The following is a 24,764-nucleotide window of genomic DNA, read 5'->3' as shown; positions in this document are numbered from 1 at the left end:
GAACCTAAGAAAATATTATAAATTAAACGAAGCACCTAAACTAAAAGTAGCTTGATTATTCAAATGATAAAAAGGATCATTGTTTGAACCGTATTTTGCAATTGGGAATCCGATTTCTGTGAAAACACCAAATCCGTCAGTAAAGAAATAGCGACCTCCAACATGACCTCCGAAATTATGTAAACCCAAGCTTAATCCAGGGTAAACGTCTAATTCTTTTACACCAATTACACTAGATAAGTTAGCATTGATTCTTGCTTTTGCATCAAAACGATCTGAGAAATCTGGTTCAGCATCATAATAAGCACTAGAACTACCATGGTAGTTACCATTAAAATTATCAAATCCTAGGATATAGTTAGCAACAAAACCGAAAGAGAAATTTTCTCCTAAACCAAAATCAACAGAACCTTGAATTCCAGAACCACCGTCTTGTAAATTAGCACCTACGTTTACTTTAATATCTCCCTTTCCTTTGAAAGCTTCTTGAGCATTAACAAATCCGAATGTTACTAAAAATAGAAGTGTAATAACCTTTTTCATAAAAATTTAATATTAATTATTGTGGCAGCAAATGTAATTTTTAAATAAATTAATTCCTACCTTTTTCGTTAAAATAGAGTTCGTTTAAGGGTTCACTTTGCCAGTATTCCTTAGTATCAACGTTTAAAATTGTAAGCGGACCTCTAAATGCTGCGCCTGTATCTACATTCCAAACACAAGCTCTATTTACAGGAACTGTTTCGCCGATTCGGGTAACTGGTGTGTGACCAATATAAACTTCCTTATAAACGGTAAATCTCTTCGGATAGTGTATGTCGTCTTCCTTTAATTTTGGATCTAATGAAAGAGCCGTTTCCCAAAGAGTTCTATCCCAGTAAAATAGCTTCGAAAAATATTCCCATTTCACACCACTTAAATTGGTGAAACCTGCATGTACAAACAAACGATTTTGATCATCAATATAATAGTCTTGAAGATTTTCTAGAAATTCGATATGCGCTCTTTTTTTCTCTTCTGAGATTTTGGCGTAGCCTTCAACAGTAGCTTTCCCGCCATGTTTGTACCACATTTCTTCGTCAAAATCATCATGTCTATTTTCTAACCAGTCTAATGCAAGCTGGTCGTGATTTCCTCTTATGCAGATGATATTTTGTTTGCTTTTTAAATCAATCAAATAGTCAATTACTTCAACAGACTGACTCCAGCCGTCAACATAATCGCCCAAAAAAATTAGAGTATCTTCAGTAGTAACTTCGGCTCTTGCCAATACTTGCTCAAGTGCAAGTAACCCGCCATGAATGTCACCTATAACAAATGTTCGCATTATTTAATTTTTCGAGTAGAAGAACAAAAATAGAAAGAATAATTGGTTTGGACTCATCGATTTCACATTCTTTAAAAATTGGTATGATTTATAACTGTTTACAGCGTTTTTTTATTGCTTTTACTCTGTAAATTTGCAATATGTCTGAAACACCAACATATCGTAAAATTATTCATATTGATATGGATGCCTTTTATGCATCGGTAGAGCAGATGGACAACCCAGAGTTAAGAGGAAAACCAGTCGCAGTTGGCGGTTCAGAGAATCGAGGTGTAGTTTCGGCGGCCAGTTACGAAGCTAGAAAATTTGGTGTTCGAAGTGCTCTTAGCGGAGTTTTGGCAAAAAAATATTGTCCAGAAATTATCTTTGTCAGACCAAGATTTGACCGATATAAAGAGATTTCATCCAAAATCCATAAAATTTTTCATGAATATACGGATTTGGTTGAGCCTCTTTCGCTTGACGAGGCTTATTTGGATGTTACTAAAAATAAAAAAGGAAATCCGAGTGCAAGTCTTCTGGCTCAGGAAATTAGAGCAAGAATTTTTAATGAAGTGGGGTTAACGGCTTCTGCGGGTATTTCAGTCAATAAATTTGTTGCCAAAATTGCAAGTGATTATAACAAACCAAACGGACAAAAAACAGTTAACCCTGACGAAGTAGAAGCTTTTCTAGAAGATTTGCCCATTCGGAAATTTTACGGAGTCGGAAAAGTGACGACAGAAAAAATGTATCAGCTCGGCATTTTTACAGGAACCGATTTGAAAAGCAAATCTTTGGAGTTTTTAGAGAAACATTTCGGAAAATCGGGAGCATTTTATTACCATGTTGTTCGAGGCATTCATAATAGTGAAGTGAAATCTTCTCGAATTGCTAAATCTGTAGCAGCAGAACATACTTTTGACGTGAATTTGTCTTCTGAAATTTTTATGATGGAACAATTGGATCGAATTGCCAGTTCATTAGAAAAACGTCTAAAGAGGCATAATGTTTCAGGGAAAACCATTACGCTAAAAATTAAATACAGTGATTTTTCTCAGCAGACCAGAAGTAAAACCCTGCCTTATTTCATTTCTGATAAAAGCTTGATTATGGAAAATGTTGAAGAATTGTTATATCAGGAAAAAATGAAGGATTCTGTAAGGCTACTTGGAATTTCGTTGAGTAATTTGAATACTGAAGTAAAAAAGGCGGTTGTTGTTCAGCTAAAATTTACATTCTGATAACGCTACTTAAGCGTATATTAAGATTTGGAGCTTTATATAACAAGATTTTTCCTGTATCTTTGAGAAAAAAGATCTGTCTATCTTTTGAATTATTTTGATATGAAAAATAAAAATTCTGATGATTCACTGCAACGAAATTCAGTCCCAATCTTATCTTGGGATTTTCATTACGAGTATCTAAATGAACTAAAAGCTTTAAGCGCTGATCTACAGAGAGTCAGTAAGATTTCAAATGAATTCGTTTGGGATGAAAAGAAGCTTAACATTCAAGAACGAATCAAAAATGAAGTGGTTTTGGTTACAGATTTAGATTTGAGAATAGTTTTCGCGTCAAGCGGAATTAAAAAAATGACAGGTTACAAAGAGGAAGAAGTCTTAGGGAAAACTCCAAAAATGTTTCAAGGCCCCGCAACTTCCAAAAAGGATTTAAAAGATATAAGAGAAGCCGTAAAAAAGCAGATTCCTTTTGCAAAAACCCTTGAAAATTATAGAAAAAACGGGCAGACTTATAAATGCAAAATAGAGGCGTCGCCAGTGTATAATCTAAAAGGTGAAATATCACATTTTATAGCTTTTGAAAAACAGGATTTAAGTGCATGATGGTATTTTAACCGCAAAGCGCGCAAAGATTTACGCAAGGCACACTAAGAATAAAAAAACGTCCCAATTGGGACGTTTTTTCGTTTTTATATAAATTTTTCTTTGCGAACTTAGCGTAAATCTTTGCGTTCTTTGCGGTTAAGAAACAACTAGAGATTAGCAAAGAAATCATTTCCTTTATCATCAGTGATAATAAACGCAGGGAAATCTTTAACTGTAATTTTACGAACAGCTTCCATTCCTAATTCTTCAAAATCAACTACTTCGACTTTTAAGATATTATCTTGAGCCAAAATAGCAGCAGGACCTCCAATAGACCCTAAGTAGAATCCGCCGTATTTATTACAAGCATCAGTAACTTGTTTAGTTCGGTTTCCTTTTGCCAGCATAATCATACTTCCGCCATTTTTCTGGAATTCATCCACATAAACGTCCATACGTCCAGCAGTTGTTGGTCCGAAACTTCCAGAAGCCATTCCGTCTGGAGTTTTTGCAGGACCAGCATAGTAAACAGGATGGTTTTTGAAATAGTCAGGCATTGGTTTTCCAGCGTCTAACAATTCTTTGATTTTTGCGTGAGCAATATCTCGTGCAACAATTACAGTTCCGTTTAGTTTTAAACGAGTTTTAACTGGATATTGAGATAATTTAGCCAAAATATCTGCCATTGGCTGATCTAAATCAATTTCTACAGGAGCTTCTAAATGCGGAGCTGTTTCTGGTAAAAACTGTTTCGGATTTGTTTCTAACTGTTCAACAAAAATTCCGTCTTTAGTAATTTTTCCTTTGATATTTCTATCTGCCGAACAAGAAACCCCTAATCCAACCGGACAAGAAGCCGCGTGGCGAGGCAAACGGATTACACGTACATCATGAGTGAAATATTTTCCTCCAAATTGCGCTCCAATAGCACTTTCTTGACAGATTTTCTGAACTCTTTCTTCCCATTCGTGATCACGGAAAGCTTGACCTGCCATGTTTCCTGAAGTTGGAAGATTGTCATAATATCCAGCAGAAGCTTTTTTAACAGCGCTTAAGTTGGCTTCTGCAGAAGTTCCGCCGATTACCAAAGCTAAGTGATAAGGAGGGCAAGCAGAAGTTCCTAAATCTTTAATTTTTGTGCGAATGAATTCATCCATAGATTTTTCATTCAATAAAGATTTTGTCTGTTGGTATAAATAAGTTTTGTTTGCAGATCCTCCACCTTTTGCCATAAACAAAAAGTCGTAAGAAGTTCCTTTTTTAGCATAAATATCAATTTGTGCCGGAAGATTTGATCCTGAATTTTTCTCTTCAAACATCGAAATCGGAACGATCTGAGAATAACGTAAGTTTCTTTTTTGATACGTATTGAAAATACCGCGGCTTAACCATTCTGCATCATCAACACCTGTAAAGATGCTTTCTCCTTTTTTGGCCATTACAATTGCAGTTCCTGTATCTTGACAGCTTGGTAATTGGCCTTCAGCCGCAACAGATGCATTCTGAAGTAAATTGTAAGCCACAAATCGATCGTTGTCTGTAGCTTCTGGATCGTCTAGAATTTTTCTTAGTTTTTGCAAGTGTGTTGTTCTCAACATGAAAGACACATCGGTCAAAGCTTCTTCAGCCAATAACTCTAAACCTTTTGGATCAACGGTTAAAACTTCGCGTTCTCCAAACTTTTCAACTTTTACAAAATCAGAAGTGATTTTGCGGTACTGCGTATCATCCTTTAAGATCGGATAAGGATCTTGGTATATAAAATCAATCATTGTTTTGTTTTTTTACAAATTTAGAAATTATTTACCTAAGAAAGAATTTGAATAAGAACTCTTCAACAGTTTTATGATTTTATTCTACGTTATTAAATTGATCAAACGTCATCTTTTTTTCGAAGTAAGGTTTGTCTTTCGCAGATAGCAGCATCTTTTTCCATTTGTTGTCTTTTAATTCGAAAGATATTGAGTCTGAGTGTGTAAGGATTCCCATATCTACGTTCTCATCTTCATCTGCAGGTACAAATGCAACAGTTTTGCAATAAAAGGATTTTGGGTCAGAATTGGTTGAAGGGTTTTCAATTTCTACCCAACTTCCCCAGCCGCTATCAGTCATTGTGCTCCATTGGTGCACCAATTGTAATGCGCTGTTTTTTAGGTAATACAGATAGTGGTCATGAGAATAACCGCATGCAGGATATCCAAGTGAGATTTGTATAAATGGAGAATTTTTTGAACTTTCAGATGTCAATCCGTAAGAAGCCATCCATTCAGAACCTTTCTGAAAACCTTTGATTGCAATTTTTGAAGAAGCAGTTTTGGCTTTATTCTGATAAAAATCTAATCTGTATTTTACGGTAACAATACTGTCTTTGTCTGCCTCTTGATCTACCAAATGCGCCAGAATGTAATCTGTAGATGATTCTGTTCCGTCAGTGTAAATAGAAACAGTATCGGTTTTAATGATTTTTTCATCATTTGTAACCTCCAATGTTTCTTGCGGTTCAATAATTTCTGCAATTGGGGCAGCAGCATCTGTTGGTTTTGTTTTTTGGCATCCTACTAAAACAAGCAGGAAGAAAAGAGTGTGGATTTTCATATATTATAATTCAAAGTGATTTTATTCAACAGATAGAACTAAAAGTTTCTTTTTTTGATAAAGTTCTGCAAGCGATATTTTTTCGCCATTAAGATAAAAAAGCTGGTCTTCGTATTTCACTTCATAAGGATCAATCAAAAAGCAATAATTGTCCCTGTCGTTTAAAACACTCAGATTGTCTTGATTCAATTCCACAACTTCAACATAATTTATGATATTGAGTTTGTGTGCCTCTTCTAAAGTTACGGGCGTAGTCTCATCATACCTGAAGAAGAATTTTTCGCCGCCTCCGGGCATTCCAAACCATGGCATTGCTTTTCCTGAAACTAGCGAAATATAATCAGGCACTTCGTTGATGACAAATAATTTCTGGTCCATAGTTCCAAAAAACTCTGGGAGCGATTTGTTTTCGAAAGCTTCTTTTTCTTTCCAAAAATAAAGTCCTTGATTTTGCCAAGAAGGATCCTGAGGATCTGGTGTGGTGTTGGAATCTGAATAATGCATAAATAATTCGCGAGGCATAAAAGCTAGAAGCGAGTCATTAATGAGCCAGTCCATTTTGCTGGTATCGAATCTGTCTTGTGCTGATACAGGGTTTTCTGTAGGTTTTGGCTCTTCAGCGCATTCGATTTTTTCAGGAACCTTAGATTCCTTTTTTTTACTTAAAAACCATTTAAACATATTTGGGGGAATATTTAATTGTTTTATTTATGTTAGAAGGCTAAAGTATAAAATTATAAGAGGTTTTTTATAAAAAATGAAAAAATAATGTAGGATAATGCACCTAATTCAAACAGGTGACTTATATCAAAACTTTAAAACAACAAACCTAATTTGTTGTTTTAAAGAGATTTACGAAAAATAAGAAGCAATTATTTTGATGTTTTTGCTGGTCTTAGAAAAACCAAGTTGCCACAAAAATAGCTGTAATAACACAGATTAAATCAACCAAAAGCATTGTGCCTAATGCATAACGTGTGTTTTTGATATTTACAGAACCAAAATAAACCGCAATAACATAAAATGTACTTTCGGCACTACATTGGAAAATACTGCTCAATCTAGCAGTTAGAGAATCGGCTCCAAAAGTATTCATAGAATCAATTAAGAAACCTCTTGAACCTGCAGAACTAAAAGGACGTAACATGGCAACAGGAAGCGCATTGGTAATTTCTTTGCTAACACCTAGATTCGAAAAAACAAATCCGATGGCATCACTTATGATTTCGAATAAACCGCTGTTTCTAAATAATGAGATTGCAACCAACATGCCTAGAACGTAAGGGAAAATAGTAACTCCAGTCTTTACACCATTATTTGCACCAACTACAAAAGTATCAAAAACAGTTGTGTCTGCTTCTTTGAATTTTTTCTCATGTCTAAAAGAAAAGATCAGCGTAAATACAATAATCGCCAATAAGATTAATCCAGAAAGGTTAGAAGTGAAATAGTTTTTGCCAATTAAATCTAAATGGTTTACATACATCAATAATCCCACAATTGCAGCAATTAATCCCATCAAACCAATTAAAAGCGAAGCACTTTTGAAATTGATTTTCTGTTTTATTCCGACAATTAAGAAAGCCGCAATAGTTCCGATAAAAGAAGTAATGATACAAGGCAGCATTACATCTGCTGGATTACTGGCATTTGCAGCTGCACGATAACCAATGATCGAAGTTGCAATTAAAGTTAATCCAGAAGCATGAAGGCACATAAACATGATTTGTGCATCACTGGCTTTATCTTTTTCGGGGTTTATTTCCTGTAAACTTTCCATAGCCTTTAATCCGAATGGTGTTGCGGCCGAATCCAATCCCAAGAAATTGGCAGCAAAGTTTAAGGTCATGTAGGATATCGAAGGATGATTTTTAGGAATACTCGGGAATACTTTTACAAACACCGGACTTAAGGCTTTGGCTAGGTTTCCAGAAGCTCCAGAAACGATTAAAAGTTCCATTAATCCGCAGAAAAAGGCTAAATAGGCTATAAGAGGCAAAATCAAATCTACTAAAGTGCTTTTACAAGTCGGCAGTAAACCATCAGATTTTTGAAGTCCGCTATAAATTTTTACAGTTTTGCTTTTGTAAACATAAGTCGTATCGGCATTTAGCGTATCATGATTGATGATCATGGTCTGATCTGGAGCTTTTTTGATACTGTCTTTGATGAAAGCAGGAAGCTCTTCAACATATTTTTCAGAAACTAAAACAGGATCGTCTTTTTTTCCATTCAAAACAGAATCAATGGTATAAGTATTGGCAGTAAATAAACTGACTACAATAAAAAGAATCGAAGAAATAAAAATAACCAACCAAAATCTGCTCAATACCATAATTACATTTTTTTGTAAATGTAATTATTTAGCAATAAAATGCATAAATATTTTATGTAAGAGACGGGAATTTGAGTTTGTGTGTCGCTCCGCTGGAGCTTTTTGAAATGGGAAATTTCATTTGCTATAGATATTTAGCTCTTCCAGAGCTATTAAACGTTATAAAACAAAATTATATGCAAATGAAAAAGCTCTGGAAGAGCTAAATATTTATAGAAATCATTCAGCTATAAATTGAAAAGCCCCAGCGGGGCGAAATCTAATTATCTATTTTGAAAAATTAATTATCCAATCACAACTTTGGTTTCCAAATAGGTTTCAAAAGTTTTGATTCCTTCAAACAGAATCTCTTTTTTCGAACTTTCAGTTTCATTAAAAAACTCCGTTTCAATTTTTACATGATCTTTTTTAATGGTTCGTTTCCAGATTCCGATTACTTTTCCATTTTCTAAAATAACAGGTTTAAAAATGCCATTATTGGTAAAAGTTTTCGATTGATGATCTCCTGAAAACGAAACTTCACGCGTTTTATATGAAATTAAGATTTCGTCGAATGCTGGAAGAAAATGTACGCTTTCGCGAAAGTTATCCTCGATTGAACGTTTTTTGGAGAACAAATAAGTCTGATTATCAATGGTAATAGAGTTTAATTGCAACTCAATTGCATTAATTGCATTTTTGCAAAAAGTAGGCGCAAAACCAGACCACCACGAAAAATCTAGTAAAGTTGCCGGTCCGTGACTCTCAAAATAGCGTTGAGCGAGTTTGGCTAAACTTTCTTCTTTTGATAATTTAGTTTTTGGTTTAGAAACTCTTTCTTCAAGTAAAGCATACGTAATTTGTTTGCCTTTCATTCGTCCATTACAAACCAAACCATCCAATTCTGCATTCATCATAATGGCAGCACTCAAAAAGTCTTCACTAGAAGTTTTTTTTATGCCAAGTTCCTGCATAATTTCGTCTCGAGTCAAATGATTATTTCCAGACAATAATTTCTCAATGGCTGCATTAGTTTGATTTAACTTTTTCTCATCATAGCCAAATTTTTTCGCTGCAGAAGCTGTAAAGCGTTTTACTTGCGGAGCAGAAAGATCGAGCATCCAATAAATATCATCAGCAGAAACAAAATGCCAAGTTGGACGAAGAATGTGAGTTCGAATTATTTTTCCCGAATTAACGGCTTCTTCAATTTCTTTTTCAGAGGAATTGCAGCGCGAACCAATTGCCCATTTTGCCATGGCATAATCCTGAGCCTGCATAGCACCAAAATGCTGTACAATTTCCTGAGGAGAACATTGATTTTCCTGATAAAGCTTCTGAGAAGCCATACGATAATGTGAAATTTCGGAATGAATCATTTAAAAAAATTAAAGATTATAAGTTAAAAATCTTTGTCCCTTTGCAACTTAGACCCTTTGACCTAGAGTTATACATGAATTAGTTCGTCATCAATCAATAGATCTTCTCGACGTAAACGCAAGAAAATCTGCGCTACCGCAATGGTGTCTTTTTCGCAATACGTAATGATTCTGTCAATATCTTTTTCAACATAATATACGTGAGCAACTTGGCTTCCGTCAATATCGCCTTTTGGAGAAGGAACTCCTAAGATTTTAGTCAATAGTTTTAAAGAAGTATAATGCTTATAATCGCCAAACTTCCATAATTCCAAAGTGTCCAAATGTGGGATTTCCCAAGGTTTTTTGCCAAATAAATTCAATTTGTCTGGAATGGGCATTTGGTTGATGATCATTCTTCGGGCAATAAACGGAATATCAAATTCTTTCGAATTATGTCCGCAGAGCAAATGCTGAGGCTGATTAAAATGATTGTTGATCAGATTCGAAAAGTCTTTTAGGATTTTCTTTTCATCACCAAAAAATGATGTCACTCTAAAATTGCGAACATCTCCTTTGATGGTAAAAAAACCAACCGAAATACATATTATCTTTCCAAATTCGGCCCAAATTCCGGCGCGTTCGTAAAATTCTTCAGGTGTAAATTCATCTTTTCGCTGATATTGTGTTTTTAAATCCCAAAGTGATTGCATTTCCGCGTCAAGCGAATTGAAGTTTTCTTCTTCGGGAACGGTTTCTATATCGAGAAAGAGAATGTTATTTAGGTTTATCTTTTCAATCATATTTTTTTTGCCACGAATTCACGAATTGAACTAATTTTTTATTCTGTATAAATGTACACAAATTTAGATTTTTAATCTATCGTAAATAAAAATTGAATGAATTATCCTGCTTTTTTAATTACAAACTAAAAACAAGCTTTGTTGTGCAGATGGAGATTCATGTTCCAAAAGCCATTTTTTGCGCGATAGTCCGCCAGCGTAACCGGTTAAAGATCCGTTTGTGCCAATAACGCGATGGCAAGGAACAACAATCCAAAGCGGATTTTTTCCATTTGCCGAAGCTACAGCGCGAATTGCTTTTATATCACCCAATTTTTTAGTCTGATCCATGTAGCTTACCGTTTTACCGTACGGAATTTCAAGAAGAGATTTCCAGACTTTCTGCTGAAATTCGGTTCCTTGCGGATTCAGTTTTAGGTCAAAATCGGTTCTTTTGCCTTCAAAATATTCATTTAGCTGCAAAACGGCATCTTTTAAAACATCTGGAATTTCCTTAGAAACATCATTTGTTCCAACATCAGAAACAGAAATTACGGCAATACCATTTTCGTCTCCAATTATTTTGGTGATTCCTAAAGGCGAATTGATATAAACTGTTTCCATAATTTTTTAACCGCAAAGGTGCAATCCTATAGCTATCGGGATACGCAAAGTTCGCAAAGTTTTTTTAATAATTCTCCAGCTTGAATTGATAGTTTAGATTGTTTTCAATTTTTTTACTCGAAATAACCTTTTTAATATTAGATTGTTGTGAACTGAATTTTGGTAAAGCCAAATCCATTTCAACTGCTTTTGAAGTGTAATATTCTTCTCTTGTCGGGTGAAAAGGCGCAACGGCATTAAAAACTGCGTTCCATTTAGATTGACTTATGATGGCTCCAATAACGCCAATACAATCGTTTTTATGAATAAGATTAACGGGAGCATCTGGATTTTCAATGTTTTCTTTCCCAGCTAAAAACTTAACAGGATGACGATCTTCACCAATTAATCCGCCGAAACGGAGGGTTGTGGTTTGGAAGTTTTGATTTTCTTGAAGGAGATTTTCTGCTACAAGTAACTGCTTACCACTTTCGGTGTCTGGATTCGGAATAGTTTCTTCTGTTATAAAGCCATTATCATCACCATAAACAGAAGTGGAACTTACAAAAAGAACCTTTTTAATTGTTGATTTTTCTATAAACGGAATTAAATTCTTGATTTTTTCTACAAATGCTTTCTTTTCAGAACTTGGGTCAACTGTTCTCAGTTTTGGCGGAATATCTATAATTAAGATTTCGCTTTCGGCTAAAAAATCGGTAATGTTTTCAGAAACACTTTCGCTTTCAACCGTCACTAAAAACGGATTTATTCCCGCATCTTTCAAAATAGAAAGTTTGTCTTCCGAAGTTGTTGATCCGTTTACCGAATTTCCTTTTGCAGTTAAGTTTTTTGCTAAAGGAAGTCCTAGCCAACCACAGCCAAGTATACTTATTTTCTTCATTTCTTTTAAGGTTGCTTTAAGTAATAATCTCGCAAAGTCGCAGAGTCGCAAAGAAAATTAAACTTAGCGTTTTGGCGACTTTGTCAGATTAAAAGTCACAGAGATATTCTTTCGTTACAAAGTTAACGTAAATCTCACTTTGTCTTTTCCTTTTGCGCCCATTCTGTTTTAGAATTTAATAGCTCTTGTATTGAATTCTGGTGTTTGCCATTGTAGGTTGTAATGCTTCGAATAGTGAAAGATTGATTTTTGTAATTGAAGGTTCGAAATGAGTGAAGTAGGGTTTAAAAATAGAATGTGCATGCTAATTTTTTGGTTCAAAGGTTCAAAGAAACACAGGCTCAAAGGTTTCTCAACATATCTAAAAAACAAAAAGCACTATAGAATAGCGCTTTTTTAATCTTTACCTTTGTTTCTTTGAACCTAAATTTAAGCTTCCACTACAGCTTTTAATGCTTGCAGAATTGGATTTTCCTCTCCCTTCGGTTCTTCCTGAACTGCGCCCGGACGATTATCTTCCTGAATTATTTCGAGTTTTGTATTTTGATCTTCTTCAGTTAAAACATAACTCATTATGAAATAATTCTCTGGTTTATCTTCTAATCCTGGTCTCGGAAAAAACAAAGAATATTTAATTTTCTGATTTGGAACAACTTCTAAAACGGTTCCCCATTGCTCAAAAACCTGGCCTTCCCATTCATTTCTAAATCGTATTTCATTGCCGATTTTCCAATCAGTAATTAAATCACTTCCATATTGCCATTGTTTGACTAATTCTGATTTTGTCAATACATTCCAGACTTTTTTAACTGGGGCATTCAAAACAATTGTAGAAATATTTGTTGCCATAGCATTAGTTTTTAGTATTTTATTAAGGTTGCGGCTGTGTCACAGGTTTGATACTGTCTTTTGGAACAGCTAAGCTATCTACTGGAACAACAGGCTCAATTGGTTTTACTGGCGGTGTGTATCGTTTGATTTTCTGCTGAATCATAACAGCATCATTCAATACAAACGGCGTTGGCATCATCCAGTTCTCTCTTGGTTTAACATTTAATAGCGGATTGCTCATTAAATCGAAAGAACTTTCAATTAAATCCATATCAAAAACAGTCGATTTGTTAATATAGAAATCCATTTCAAGCGGTTCATTGCCTACAACATAGTAACATAATATTTTTGAACCTTCTCGCTCAAGACGATTTGTTTTTTCTCCTGAAGTAGCAACTCCATTTGCCTTAAAGTTGTAAAAAGTCATTTTTGGATTGGCAAAGATGTCGTAACGATTTACTTTTCTATTCGGAGTAATTTTAATTTTCAAATATCTATTATTTCCAATAACGCTATCTCTTAAAAACTGAATTGTAGGTTTTGGCACATCAACAACCGGTGCAATAGCACTATAAGTAAAGGTTGTATTGTATTTGCTCGTTAGCGGTAGCGTATTTAATCCAACTGCTTTTTGGTTTTTCTCGCCTAAATAAGATTTCGTCCATTCATCCAAATTCGTATCATAAGTAGTCCAAACAGCAGAATTGTTATCAGCGTTATAAACATATAATAAGCTGTTTGATTTGGCTTTGCCGTATTCGTAACCAGAGTTATATCCTGCGTAAACGAAAAATGAAATAGAAGTGATAAAGAAAACCACAATCCAAGCTCCTTTTTTAGCAAAAGCTCCAAATATTGGAAGTAATAATCCAAATAATAAAACAGTCAAAATAGCACTTCCGTACAAGATTTTAAGTCCAAGTCCAATTGGAAACATTACTATAAAAGGCGCAACAATAGCTAAAGCAGGAATGCTGAAAAGTAAATTCATTCCTAAACTGTAATGTTGTGTAAATATAAATATTCCGAATAATAATATTCCAAAATATACAGGAATAATTAAAAAGCCAGCTCCTGTTAAGCTATTGGCTAAAAATGCATTAATGATAATCCAAAGCAGCAAAGGTGCCACAAAATGGTTCATGGTAGTTTTCCCTTCAGAAAAATGATGGTAGAAAGCAAAGCAAATAGCAATGCTTAGCGTAACAAAAGCTCCAATATAAGCATGACCATTATAAGTAAAACCGTTTAGGAGATCAGAGTACTGCGGATAAATTTCCAGAATAAGTTTCCAACCTAAAAATGTAACCAATCCCGCAATTATAATAGATCCTAAAAGCGGAACAAAACCTTTGAATATTTCTGTGAATGTGATAATTCTTTTTACTTTTCCAACAAAAATGAATAAAACCAATAATCCAAAAGCAATCAGTGTCATTGGCATTACCCATGTAAACGGATAACTAATGAAGGTAAAAGGAGCACTGAAATAAACATTATCTTCTGTAGATTCTGTCTGATTTAAATCAATGTTTGTAAAGTATTTCAGCAAAGGCATGATGTAAGTGCCTTGATGTGCTAATGTAGTTTTGTTTAAATGCTGAATATCATCTTGCTGCGTGTGATAGTTGAAATGCCCATCGATAAAAGCAAAATTGAATCCCTGAATATTTCCTTGTTCTCTAAATACGGTTAGATCAGTATCATTTGGAAGCATTTTGTAAATGCTGTACATCAGAGAATTTGAAACAGGATGAGAAGGTTTTGCTTTAGTAAACTCCTCCACCAAAGCTTGATTCCCTTTGTTGGTTTCCATTAGCATATAGCTTGGACCAGAAGTTCCTCTTGCTTCAAAGTTTAAAACCAAACCAACGTCTTTTGCCCAAGGATGTTTGTTTACGAATAAAGCAGCACCGTTTAATCCTAATTCTTCGGCATCAGAGAATAATATGATAATATCGTTTTTTTGAGGATGTTTTGAGTATAAAAAGGCACGTACACCTTCTAAAATTGTTGCAACTCCAGAAGCATCGTCGCTTGCACCTTTTGAGAAAGAGTGTGGCGCACTGTCATAATGAGAAAGAAGTAAAAGCGCTTTTGTATTATTTGTTCCTTTAATTCGAGCCAAAATATTTTTTGACTTTACCAAAAGACCTTTATCATTTAGAGTAAAACCTTCCTGAACACTCGTCTCTAATCCGATTCTGTTTAATTCTAGTTTAAGATAATTTGCAACCAGTTCGTGATTGGTCGATCCGACATAGTGGGGTTTCTGTGCTATAATCTCAACCTGGTTAAAAGCTCTTTCGGTCGAAAATTCAGCAAGCGCTTCTTCGTCCTTAGAGATTCCTTGCGGCATCATCGTGGCGTATATAATGCCAAGTATAGCTAAGACGCAGACAATGGCTAGAATTGAGGTGGGGTTTTTTCTCATGGTGAATAAATACTAACTATATTTCTTTTTTAACAAGCATAAAATAATCATTGTCCAAGGAACGGTAGCCTTGGTCATACAAGAAATAATATGTATTTCCTGTCTTGGTCTGTAAAATGTTTGTAAAGAACTCAAAATCAAAACCTTTTGTTAATAATTTGTCTCGAGAAGCTTTCGATTTTCCGTCTACATTTAACTCTGCCAAAATACGGTAATTTTTGCGTAACTTGTTGTTTATATTTCGCATGAAATTCGTACTATCTTTATTTATTTTGTTATTGTAGGCATTGCGACAGCTATCTGAGCAGAATTTCTTGTCTTCTCGGCCGAAAATTTTAGCAGAACATTCGAGGCATGTTTTCATGAATTCAATTTTTTAATTTCGTAAAGATCTGTTCTTCTGTCTTTTAATGTTTTTACGCTTCCATGTTCATGAAGTTCCTTTAGTAAGGTTAAATCAACATCAACAATAAGGGTCATTTCTGTGTTTGGAGTTGCTTCAGCTTTGATTCCATTACTTGGAAAAGCAAAATCAGATGGCGTAAATACAGAAGACTGCGCATATTGAATATCCATATTGTTTACTTTCGGAAGATTTCCAACGCAACCTGCTATGGCTACATAACACTCATTTTCTATGGCGCGCGCCTGCGAACAATGTTTTACACGAGTATAACCATTTTGAGTATCGGTTAAAAATGGTACAAACAAAATATCCATTCCTTCATCTGCCAAAAGTCTCGAAAGTTCTGGAAACTCAACATCATAACAGATTAGAATTCCGATTTTACCACAATCAGTATCAAAGGTTTTAAATTGAGATCCGCCTTTCATTCCCCAATGTATAACTTCGTTCGGGGTGATATGAATTTTGGTATACATTTCTGAAGTTCCATCTCTTTTGCATAAGAACCCAACATTGTAAAGATTTCCACCTTCTACATAAGGCATACTTCCTGTAATAATATTGATGTTGTATGAAATGGCAAATTCTTGAAAGCGCTTACGAATTGGGTCAGTGTGACGAGCCAATTCTCGAATGGCTTCAGCTTCAGATAAATGATTGTAATCGGCCATTAAAGGTGCGGTAAATAATTCTGGAAATAAAGCAAAATCAGAACCATAACCCGAAACAGCATCAATGAAAAATTCGGCTTGCTCAAAAAGCGCTTCGACATTATTTAGCGGACGCATCTGCCATTGAATCAATCCTAAACGAATAATTTCTTTCTTAACGTTAATCAGTTTTGGACTATCATCATAGTAAATATTGTTCCACTCCAATAAAACAGCAAATTCTTTTGATTCTTCGTCGCCTTCCAAATAATTTTTGAGGATTCTTAAAACATGGAAATCATTGCTCAGCTGAAAAGAAAGAACAGGATCGTACAGTTCTTTGGTGCGTACTTTTTCTATATACGCTTTTGGAGACAATTTTTTGGCGTGTTCTCTATAGTTTGGAATTCTTCCGGCAAAAACAATTGCTTTTAAATTCAGTTGTTCGCAAAGTTCTTTTCTAGCATCGTATAATCGGCGGCCTAAACGTAAGCCTCTATAATTCGGGTGAATAAAAACATCTATTCCGTATAAAATTTCCGCATTCGGATTGTGAGTAGAAAAAGTATAGTTTCCGCTAATTTGCTGATAGTTATGTCTTTTTTCTACCAACTTTTCATCAACAATAAGAGATAGGGCAGAACCAACAACCTTTCCGTCAACCAAAATCACCAGCTGGCCTTCTGGAAAAATAGAAAGAAGTCTTTCTATGTCATCAGATCCCCAATATGAATCGGCCATTTCAGGATACGATTCAATCATTGATTTCTTTAATTGTCTATAGTCCTCAATTTCAAGGTTTCTTAACTCTACTTTTTTAATTTTTGCCTGCATATCGTAAGATTTATCTCAAATATACAAAAAACAGATTCCATTTACAAACGCTTACAAATAGTTACAGTCGATAGTAAATAGTTAACAACCGACTGTCATCGCTGGGGTTCCTCATCTTTGCAGTGTTGAATTTGATAAACGATTCAATTTATTTATAACATAAAAACATATACGCCATGAAAAACAGAGTACAGTTAATTGGGAATGTAGGAAACGATCCAGAAGTTAAAACATTAGAAAACGGCAAAAAACTAGCACATGTTTCGATTGCCACAAAAGACTATTATAAAAATGACAAAGGAGAAAGAGTAGAACAAACGGAATGGCACCGAATAACAGCCTGGGGAAAAACGGCAGAAATTATTGAAAAGTTTGTTGTAAAAGGAAAAGAAATTGCTGTTGAAGGAAAATTGACACATCGAAGCTACGATGATAAAAACGGCGAAAAACGTTATATAACCGAAGTGATTGTAAATGAAATTTTACTGCTGAGTAAATAACGCTTTTGCGAAATATTTAAACCCTCCAGGTTTCAAAAACCTGTCGGGTTTCATGCTTTGCAGATTTTTTTTATAAAATAGAAACTCCATTAGCATCAGTAGTAAGCACTTCGCTCATGTAATCAAAAAAAGGTCTCATGTTTTTGAATGCGTCCAAAGCCAGTTCTAAAAATTGCGGACTCAATACTTCTTCGTCAGTAAAACGTTTTATGACCAAAAATTGTTTGTAACGAAGCAAATCAATAGCAGGATGATCAACATCAAAACCTTTTGGCTTTGTTTTAAGCTGTTCTCCTTGCAAAGTGCCAAAATTGTTTTTGAAAGATTCTGAATTCAGTATTTCCTGAAAGGTTTCGGGATCTTGGGCAAATTCGGTTCTAATTCGTTTTAAATCTGCGGCATTTGGCCCCCAGAAACCGCCCGCAAAAAAGCTGTTTCCTTTTTCCAGATGAAAATAATATCCTCCTCGTCTTGCAGCAGTTGCACGTGTGTAGCTTCCGCCCCAATAATGTTTAAAGGGAGTTTTGTCTTTAGAAAAACGAATATCACGATAGATTCTGTAAACACTTTTTTTACCAGAAGTATTTTCTAAAACATCCGTTTTGGAAAGTTCCTTCAGTAAAGCTCCTGCAAAATTTTCAATATGATTAAGTTCTATCAAATATTGCGGTTTATGCTCTTCAAACCATGGTTTGTTATTGTTTTCTTTCAGCTGAACCAAAAAGTCAAGACTAGATTTGGGAATTGTAATATCGTTTTTCATAATTGAATTTAAAAATCGAAAATATAGACTGCAATTTAAAACTAAAAAACCCACCAGAGAAATCTGATGGGTTTTTCTATATCGTGTTAAGCAGTTTTTTTGAATAAATCAAACATAGGACAGCGTGAGCAACGTTTCTTTTCGCTTTTTTTATATTTCTCACAACAAGAAGATTTACAGTTTTCAATCTTCTTAATTTTATCAAGGATAGCTGCGTTTTTCTTTTGCTTTTTATCCTTTTTTTTGTCCTTGTCTTTTTCTTTCTTGCTCACTTTTTCCTCTGAATTTTAAAAACAGAGACAAATATAAACCAAAAAAGTTATTTTTAAATATTCTAAATAAACTTTAACTTTTTTATTTAGGATTGATAGCGATTGAACTTGTAACTGTTAATTGCTGAATATCACGATCAAACAAATAAAGTCCGCCTTTATCATCACCAATTAAGTTGATTTTATCTAAAATAGATTTAGCTGTAGCCTCTTCTTCGATTTGTTCAGAAACATACCACTGTAAGAAATTGTGTGTCGCATAATCTCTTTCTTCAAAAGTAATGTGCACTAATTCGTTGATAGATTTCGAAACAAAAAGTTCATGATTGTAAAGCTCCTCAAACATTTCTTTGAAAGTTGTATAAGTTGTTTTTGGCGCTTTAAGATCTGTTACTTGAGCATGTCCTCCGCGTTCGTTTACATACTTAACCAATTTAAGCATGTGTGCACGCTCTTCGTCTGATTGCGTGTACATAAATTGAGCAATTCCCTCTAATCCTTGTACTTCAGCCCAACAAGCCATAGAAAGATAAGTTTGCGAAGATTCTGCTTCTATGCGGATTTGCTTATTTAAAGCCGATTCAATATTTTTTGCTAACATAATAAGTGTCTTTTTTGTAAAATTAAGAAAAATTATTCATTACACTTTTTAGAAACCTTGAAAACATTAGGCTTTTGGATTTATTAGAAATTGCAGGATTTGAAAATAAAGATTCATCATATTAAAAAATGACAATAAAAAAAGCCCTTAAGAAAATATCTTAAGGACTTTTTAATTCAAGTCTAAAAATAAACTATTTTACAATAAAAGTAACTCTTCTAGCTAATCTTCTAGCTTCATCAGAATCTTTTTGGATTGATGTATCTGCACCATTTGCGATAACATTTAAACGAGAAGAAGCAATTCCAGCTTTTTCAAAAATAGTTTTTACGTTTGTAGCTCTAGTGTTAGATAGTTTTTCGTTGTACTCAGCTTTTCCTACTTGGTCAGCATAACCTACAAGGTCAAGTGAAGCAGAAGGGTTTTTTCTTAAGTAGTTTAAAACTACATCAATTGCAGCAGTTGAGTTTTCGATCGGAGTCGTTTTGTTGAAATCAAAATACACGCTGTAATATTTATCATTAATCATTCTCTTGATTAAATCATTATCAGCTGGTTGCGCAGCTACTTGTTTTTCTACAACCACTTCTTTTTGAGCAGGTCTGTTTTTGATTTGCGATTCAAGATCAGCTAGCTTGTTTTCCAATGCAGTAAGATCAGTATTGTTACCGTCATTAGACATTACTGTCCAGTCTGCATGTTTAGCATTTTTACCTAAGTAAATGTTTAAACCAACAGTCCCGTTAAAAATTAATCCAGAGAAACCTCTATTTTCTGCAACATAAACTCCATCAAAAGTACGATCTTGTGATGCGTTTAAAATAGTAGAGAAATCTCCAGTTAAAGCGATTCTGTCTGATAATCTTATTTGTCCAGTTACACCAGCAATAAAGTTACCTACTTCATCTGCTCCTTTAAAATTATCACTTCTTAGTTGACCATAACCAAAACCAGCATGTCCTAATAAACCAATAGTCTTAGTCCAAGTTTCAAAATTCATGATGCGCCCTAAGTTGGCAACAGCTTGTAAATCTACTCTATAGTATCTTGAATCAAAATCGATAGAGTTACCTTTCGGATCAAAACTGTTGTACCCAAAGTCTGCCTTCAAACCAAACTTGTTGTTAAACATATAGCGCACTCCTAAATCTCCAGTCCATGGACTTACCGTGTTAGTCGTATAACCACTATTAAATGGTCGTTGCGGTTTATTAAAACCTGCGCCTAATTCTATAGACCATTTGTTAAAATTGTTATTACTTTCTGTTTGAGCATGTACTCCAGTTAACGCTAGGGCAAATGCAAGAGTCATTACAATTTTTTTCATTATTTTTTGATTTTAAATTTGGTTCAAAACAACAACAAATTGTAAGTAAAAACTTTCTTTAAAAGTCAAAAAAGTATTAAAATAAGACAACAGTCAAAATTTCAGGATTTTAAAAAAGAAGGATAATAAAAATAATTGCGAGGTTTTTTGATGTAAGTTATTGATAAAGATTTGTTTAGTTGAATCCATCAGCAAATTTGCGAAGAACCAATTGTTTTGCAATAATGTCGTAATAACTTAAAATAGTATAATTATTAAGTTTAAGGGTATAAGGAAGTACTGCTTCTTTATGAGAATCTAAAAAATAAGAGACTTTATCGGCGGCAAAAGGTTCGTGCGTTTCTTGGGTTAACTCTAATTTTTTTGTCCAAATGCTTTCAAAAAAGACAGAATAATTGGTTTCAATATTGTAATAATTGTTTGAAGAAAAATCACCAAAAGGATCATTAAAATTAAAACCATTCAGAGAAATCGATTTTAAATCGCTGCCCGAACCTCCTAAAGTGATAAATAGATTTTTTTGGTTTTTGTAAACAGAAAGTCCAGCATCAAGAGAAGACAGTACTTTTAAAAATTTTGCTGTATTTTTTAACTGTTTAGGCTCGCGGTCTTCAATCTGCATAAGTAAAGGTGAGTTTGCAAAACGTATTGTGTCTTTTTTGGTAACGGCAAATGATTTTAGCGATTCGCCAGATTCATAATCTTTTATATCAAACAAAAGTTCGTCAGCGTTAACATTGATCTGATATAATTTGTTTTCATGGTAAAAAGAGTTAGACGATCTTGGATTTTTCTCCCCGACAGGTTTCATAAACGTCTTCTCTATTATTTCCTGATTTTCCAAGTTAATATCAAACAATTGTGTTTTTCTGAAACTTTGGTCTAAAGTTAGAATCAAACGGTTTGGAAGCGTGTAAAGTTTGCTTTTAGCACTAACTTTATACAACGGATTATATTCGCCAGAATCCATTTTTTCAATAGGGTTTTCATTCAAAATCTGGTTGAATGTTTTGGGCTGAGTTTTTCTATCTATGAATTTGAAAGAGCTGAAATCGAGAAACCGCTCTTCTGCCATTCCGTTTTTAAAAACAAAAGCAGTCAAGGCCTGTTTTGTTTTGCTTTGCATCAACAAATAGAAATTGTTGTCTTTTTGATAATTCGTTAAAAGATAGTTGTCCTCAAGCGGAATTTGAAATTTTAATGCTCTGGAAGTTTTGTTTTCCAGATAGTACTTAATCAAAATGATTGATTTTTCTTCTTTCGAAAACCAATACAAAGTTGGATTTCCGTCTTCGCTAAAACTATAACCCATCAAAGATCTGTTTTCAGTATATTGACGGTTTGTGACAAATTTATCTCTTAAGAATAAAGCGCTATTGTATTTTAATATAGAAAGGCTATCTGCGCTTGCGGCAAAAACAAATACATCGTGAGTAGCCGTATTTTTGCCAGTTATGATTTCGGATTGTTCTAATTTATTTTTTAAATCGATCGTATAAGAAGTTAGCACTGTCTGACTTAGCAAAACAGTACTGGAGATTAAAAACAAAAAAAGAAAAATTCGTTTCATAGGCTTTTGGGCACAAAAATCATTCCGCTTATTTTATTGATTCATAAGCTCTTGAAAAAGATCTACAAATTGACCAACGTGCATTCCGTCCATTAAACCGTGATGAACATAAACCGCCATTGACATCGTTCTTTTGCCAGTTTCAGAAACCATCATTTTTCCAAACGAAATTTTTGGACAGCTGTCTGGGTACGTAAAACTGCGTGCATGAGTTATTGAACCAAAATTCAACCACGGAATTGCCGAAAAATGAATCAGATTGTCATCATCAAAAGATCTAGTGAAAAGTCCAGTTGTGTTTTGAATTCGTTCGATTTCGGTTAAGGCAATCTTTTCAAATGTTTTGAAATCTGGATGATATTCAATTAAAGAAAATCCAAAAGTGCCATCTTCGCGCCCAATAGTTGCAGATGCATCAATTTGGTCGTTGATGTATATTTTGTCTTCTGAAATTCGATATCTAAAATTTTCAATAGCGTTTACCGCAGTCAAAGTTTTATGCAAATAGAAATTGAAGAAAGAGGCATTTATACTTTTTGCAGTTTGATACGCTTTTGTGCAGTCAATTTCTACAGTAACTCCAAAAAAGGGTTCTTCCATTTGTTTAAAATGGGCAAAATGCTCTTTTCTATTCCAATTTTCTAAGTCTAAAAGTGTTTTCATTATAATAAATTCGGAACCACTTCTGCAATAGTTTCAAATGAACTAAAATGCTCGTGTTCTATAGTGTGATTAATTTTTTCGTGTTCCCAAGTGGTGTGAAATGGAATGTGAACGGCATAACCTCCAATTCCTAAAACTGGGAGAACATCAGATTTTAATGAATTTCCGATCATCAAAAATTCGTGTGGCTCAATATCTAAACGGCCTAAAAGTTTCTGATAATCGATTTCTTGTTTGTCTGACATTACTTCGATATGATGGAAATAATGCCCTAAACCAGAACGATGCAATTTGCTATGCTGATCTTTTAAATCGCCTTTTGTAGCAACAACCAATTTATATTTTCCTTTTAAAGCTTCAAGAGTTTCTTCAATTCCGTCTAAAAGCTCGATTGGTTTTTCTAGCAATTCTTTTCCGTACTGAATAATCTTTTCAATGACTTCCATCGGAATAGTATTGTTCGAAATGTTCATTGCCGCTTCGATCATCGAAAGAATATAACCTTTGATTCCGTATCCATATAATGGCAGATTGGCAATTTCGATTTTAAATAATTCTTGCGAAATGCCTTGATGCGAAAGGTAATCTTCCATCAAAGCGCAAAATTTATGTTCGGTTTCCTGAAAATAAGGTTCGTTTACAAACAAAGTATCATCAGCATCAAATGCGATTACTTTTAGGTTTGGTATTTTAGTTTTATGTAACATAAGTTTTTTTGTTTCAAGTTTTATTAGCCACGAATTCACGAATTATAGCTAATTAGATAATTGATTTTTAGAAGTGATGAAGTAATTTCACTAATTTTTTTTTACTCGGATTAATTTCTGTTAAGATAAAAACAAATCTGCTCAATCTGCGTAATCTGCGAGAAACTTTTTAATCTCAATTCTTAGAAAACAATCTTTTCAAAGAAATCGTTTTATCGTAAAAAGTAATTCGGATTCCGAAAAGGAGAATGATTCCGCCGATAATCATTTGTAAAGTTATTTGTTCTTCCAAAAACAACCAAGCTAAAATTGAGGTAATTACAGCTTGACTCAATAAACTTAGCGAAACCCTCGTTGCACGCATGTGCTGAGTGGCATAACTAATGGAAAGCCAAGCGCACAATTGGCAAATAACGGCCTGAAGTACGAGTACAAACCAGCCAGTATTTGTAAACCCAGTGAAAGGTTCACCTAACGCGTAACATAAAATCCCTAAATAGATGCTTGAAGCGAATAAACTAATCGTCATAAACGAAAGAACATCAACTTCTGAAAGTACATTTTTGCTGACCAAAAGATAAATCGAATACAAAATGCCCGATAAAACGGCAAATAGAAATGCTTTATCGAAGTTTAAATCGATAAAAAATTCAAAACCGACTAAAATTACCATTCCGAATAAAGCGACCAAGGTTCCGATCCAGAAATTTGTGGCAGGTTTTGCTTTCAGAAAAAAGAAAGAACCAACTCCAACCCAAACAGGAGATAAATTGGTCAATAAAGATGCCTGAGTAGCGCTTGATTCCTGAATGGCAATATTCCAAACTGCAACATCAGATGAGAATAAAACACCGCAAAGCACAGCTAAAAGTGCAAATTTTAGTTTTGGAAGTTTGAAATTTCCGCTGAAAATAACATAAGGCAATAAAAGTAAGACAGCAAAAAACATTCGGTAAAAAGCCGAAATCAATCCTGGTGTTAAACGTAATTTTACCAATATCGGGAAAATAGATATGCAGAGTATACCGCAGATTAGGGCTAATCTTGGTTTGGTCAGTTTCATTGAATGAATTTTAATCGTGTATTATTTTTCAAAGATAACTTAGAAAGCGAGTATTTTGAAAGGAAAAAGCACGAATCAATTAAAAACTATAATCGGTTCGCGCTTTTTTGTTGTTTTAAGCAGCTAAAATTTTACTGCAGGCTTTCTGAATTTGTTTATCCGAAAACGGTTCGAGTGTTTCGGCAAGCATTTCACTGGTTTTGATGCATTCCATCATTTTTGATCTTAGCTCTTTGTCATCTCCCAAATCTGTTTCAAGAATTCGCTTGAAAATCTCAGACAGATAATTGGGCTGTTCTCTAAAATCGCCTTCAAACCAAAGGTCTGAAAGGAATTTTGCCATTGATGGCATTACATCTTGATGTGTTGGTTTTTGATTTTCCTTAGTCATAACGAAAATATTAAACGCACGAAACCCTCGCTTTAGGTGTGACTAAATATCTAAAAGATAGTTT

At 34.2% G+C, this 24,764-nt stretch carries 26 protein-coding genes; 3 read left to right on the top strand and 23 right to left on the bottom strand.

All coding sequences use genetic code 11. The features are described 5' to 3' along the window. Positions 1-15: 15 nt before the first annotated feature. Positions 16-543 (bottom strand): DUF6646 family protein, encoded by a 528-nt coding sequence (locus DMB71_RS17195; protein ID WP_111368173.1) that lies wholly within the window; start codon positions 541-543, stop codon positions 16-18. Positions 544-592: 49 nt separating this feature from the next. Further along, positions 593-1,327, bottom strand: a complete 735-nt coding sequence (locus DMB71_RS17190) for a metallophosphoesterase family protein (RefSeq protein WP_111368171.1) — start codon at positions 1,325-1,327, stop codon at positions 593-595. Between the two features lie 140 nt (positions 1,328-1,467). Between DMB71_RS17190 and dinB the strand changes: the two genes are divergently transcribed. Further along, complete coding sequence (dinB, locus tag DMB71_RS17185; protein WP_111368170.1) at positions 1,468-2,550, top strand: DNA polymerase IV; 1,083 nt, start codon at positions 1,468-1,470, stop codon at positions 2,548-2,550. A gap of 102 nt (positions 2,551-2,652) precedes the next feature. Next, positions 2,653-3,153 carry a PAS domain-containing protein gene (locus tag DMB71_RS17180; RefSeq protein ID WP_111368168.1) on the top strand — a complete coding sequence of 167 codons (501 nt, stop codon included), beginning with the start codon at positions 2,653-2,655 and terminating at the stop codon, positions 3,151-3,153. Positions 3,154-3,302: 149 nt separating this feature from the next. Here the strand turns inward: DMB71_RS17180 and DMB71_RS17175 are convergent, their stop codons facing one another. The 12 genes from DMB71_RS17175 to DMB71_RS17115 all read right to left on the bottom strand — a co-directional run bounded on the left by DMB71_RS17175 (position 3,303) and on the right by DMB71_RS17115 (position 16,843). Beyond that, the gene (locus tag DMB71_RS17175) at positions 3,303-4,907 is read right to left on the bottom strand and encodes a fumarate hydratase (RefSeq protein ID WP_111368166.1); all 1,605 of its coding nucleotides are present in this window, start codon (positions 4,905-4,907) and stop codon (positions 3,303-3,305) included. Between the two features lie 79 nt (positions 4,908-4,986). Continuing rightward, entirely contained in the window at positions 4,987-5,730 is a 744-nt protein-coding gene (locus tag DMB71_RS17170) for a hypothetical protein (RefSeq protein WP_111368164.1), read from the bottom strand. Positions 5,731-5,751: 21 nt separating this feature from the next. Next, positions 5,752-6,411 (bottom strand): hypothetical protein, encoded by a 660-nt coding sequence (locus tag DMB71_RS17165; protein ID WP_111368163.1) that lies wholly within the window; start codon positions 6,409-6,411, stop codon positions 5,752-5,754. Between the two features lie 214 nt (positions 6,412-6,625). Next, positions 6,626-8,065 carry a nucleoside recognition domain-containing protein gene (locus DMB71_RS17160; RefSeq protein ID WP_111368161.1) on the bottom strand — a complete coding sequence of 480 codons (1,440 nt, stop codon included), beginning with the start codon at positions 8,063-8,065 and terminating at the stop codon, positions 6,626-6,628. Positions 8,066-8,349: 284 nt separating this feature from the next. Then, positions 8,350-9,423 carry a winged helix DNA-binding domain-containing protein gene (locus DMB71_RS17155; RefSeq protein WP_111368160.1) on the bottom strand — a complete coding sequence of 358 codons (1,074 nt, stop codon included), beginning with the start codon at positions 9,421-9,423 and terminating at the stop codon, positions 8,350-8,352. Positions 9,424-9,491: 68 nt separating this feature from the next. Beyond that, positions 9,492-10,205, bottom strand: a complete 714-nt coding sequence (locus DMB71_RS17150) for a 3'-5' exonuclease (RefSeq protein ID WP_111368158.1) — start codon at positions 10,203-10,205, stop codon at positions 9,492-9,494. Positions 10,206-10,319: 114 nt separating this feature from the next. Continuing rightward, positions 10,320-10,808: a methylated-DNA--[protein]-cysteine S-methyltransferase gene (locus DMB71_RS17145; RefSeq protein ID WP_111368157.1), complete on the bottom strand. Its 489-nt coding sequence runs from the start codon at positions 10,806-10,808 to the stop codon at positions 10,320-10,322. 64 nt (positions 10,809-10,872) lie between these two features. Continuing rightward, positions 10,873-11,688, bottom strand: coding sequence for an SDR family oxidoreductase (locus DMB71_RS17140; protein ID WP_111368155.1), 816 nt, complete (start codon positions 11,686-11,688; stop codon positions 10,873-10,875). Positions 11,689-12,117: 429 nt separating this feature from the next. Further along, positions 12,118-12,537: an SRPBCC family protein gene (locus DMB71_RS17130; protein ID WP_111368153.1), complete on the bottom strand. Its 420-nt coding sequence runs from the start codon at positions 12,535-12,537 to the stop codon at positions 12,118-12,120. 22 nt (positions 12,538-12,559) lie between these two features. After that, entirely contained in the window at positions 12,560-14,953 is a 2,394-nt protein-coding gene (locus tag DMB71_RS17125; RefSeq protein ID WP_204251801.1) for a M28 family peptidase, read from the bottom strand. Positions 14,954-14,969: 16 nt separating this feature from the next. Beyond that, a complete protein-coding gene (locus DMB71_RS17120; protein WP_008465546.1) occupies positions 14,970-15,317 on the bottom strand; it encodes a hypothetical protein in 348 nt (115 codons plus the stop codon). After that, positions 15,314-16,843, bottom strand: coding sequence for a bifunctional GNAT family N-acetyltransferase/carbon-nitrogen hydrolase family protein (locus DMB71_RS17115; protein WP_111368152.1), 1,530 nt, complete (start codon positions 16,841-16,843; stop codon positions 15,314-15,316). Before DMB71_RS17115 ends, DMB71_RS17120 begins: the two co-directional genes overlap by 4 nt. Before the next feature lie 176 nt (positions 16,844-17,019). On the opposite strand from DMB71_RS17115, the gene DMB71_RS17110 reads away from it, so the two are divergent. After that, positions 17,020-17,343, top strand: a complete 324-nt coding sequence (locus tag DMB71_RS17110) for a single-stranded DNA-binding protein (protein ID WP_162614839.1) — start codon at positions 17,020-17,022, stop codon at positions 17,341-17,343. Between the two features lie 70 nt (positions 17,344-17,413). Here the strand turns inward: DMB71_RS17110 and DMB71_RS17105 are convergent, their stop codons facing one another. The 9 genes from DMB71_RS17105 to DMB71_RS17065 form a co-directional block, all read right to left on the bottom strand. Beyond that, entirely contained in the window at positions 17,414-18,106 is a 693-nt protein-coding gene (locus DMB71_RS17105; RefSeq protein ID WP_111368148.1) for a DUF2461 domain-containing protein, read from the bottom strand. Positions 18,107-18,192: 86 nt separating this feature from the next. After that, a complete protein-coding gene (locus DMB71_RS17100; protein WP_111368147.1) occupies positions 18,193-18,378 on the bottom strand; it encodes a hypothetical protein in 186 nt (61 codons plus the stop codon). A gap of 82 nt (positions 18,379-18,460) precedes the next feature. Next, a complete protein-coding gene (locus DMB71_RS17095; protein ID WP_111368145.1) occupies positions 18,461-18,979 on the bottom strand; it encodes a ferritin in 519 nt (172 codons plus the stop codon). Between the two features lie 193 nt (positions 18,980-19,172). Further along, positions 19,173-20,306, bottom strand: a complete 1,134-nt coding sequence (locus DMB71_RS17090; RefSeq protein WP_111368143.1) for an OmpA family protein — start codon at positions 20,304-20,306, stop codon at positions 19,173-19,175. Between the two features lie 175 nt (positions 20,307-20,481). After that, positions 20,482-21,876, bottom strand: coding sequence for a hypothetical protein (locus DMB71_RS17085; RefSeq protein WP_111368141.1), 1,395 nt, complete (start codon positions 21,874-21,876; stop codon positions 20,482-20,484). Between the two features lie 33 nt (positions 21,877-21,909). Then, entirely contained in the window at positions 21,910-22,539 is a 630-nt protein-coding gene (locus tag DMB71_RS17080) for a chloramphenicol acetyltransferase (protein ID WP_111368139.1), read from the bottom strand. Beyond that, complete coding sequence (locus DMB71_RS17075) at positions 22,539-23,246, bottom strand: HAD family hydrolase (RefSeq protein WP_111368138.1); 708 nt, start codon at positions 23,244-23,246, stop codon at positions 22,539-22,541. The genes DMB71_RS17080 and DMB71_RS17075 overlap by 1 nt, the downstream gene beginning before the upstream one ends. Positions 23,247-23,421: 175 nt before the next feature. Then, entirely contained in the window at positions 23,422-24,309 is an 888-nt protein-coding gene (locus DMB71_RS17070) for a DMT family transporter (RefSeq protein WP_111368136.1), read from the bottom strand. Between the two features lie 115 nt (positions 24,310-24,424). Next, entirely contained in the window at positions 24,425-24,700 is a 276-nt protein-coding gene (locus tag DMB71_RS17065) for a hypothetical protein (RefSeq protein ID WP_111368134.1), read from the bottom strand. Positions 24,701-24,764: the final 64 nt, after the last annotated feature.

It is taken from the genome of Flavobacterium tistrianum, from assembly GCF_003254545.1.
In the GTDB taxonomy this organism is placed as follows: Bacteria; Bacteroidota; Bacteroidia; order Flavobacteriales; family Flavobacteriaceae; genus Flavobacterium; species Flavobacterium tistrianum.
This window is presented reverse-complemented; position numbering and strand designations above follow the sequence as displayed.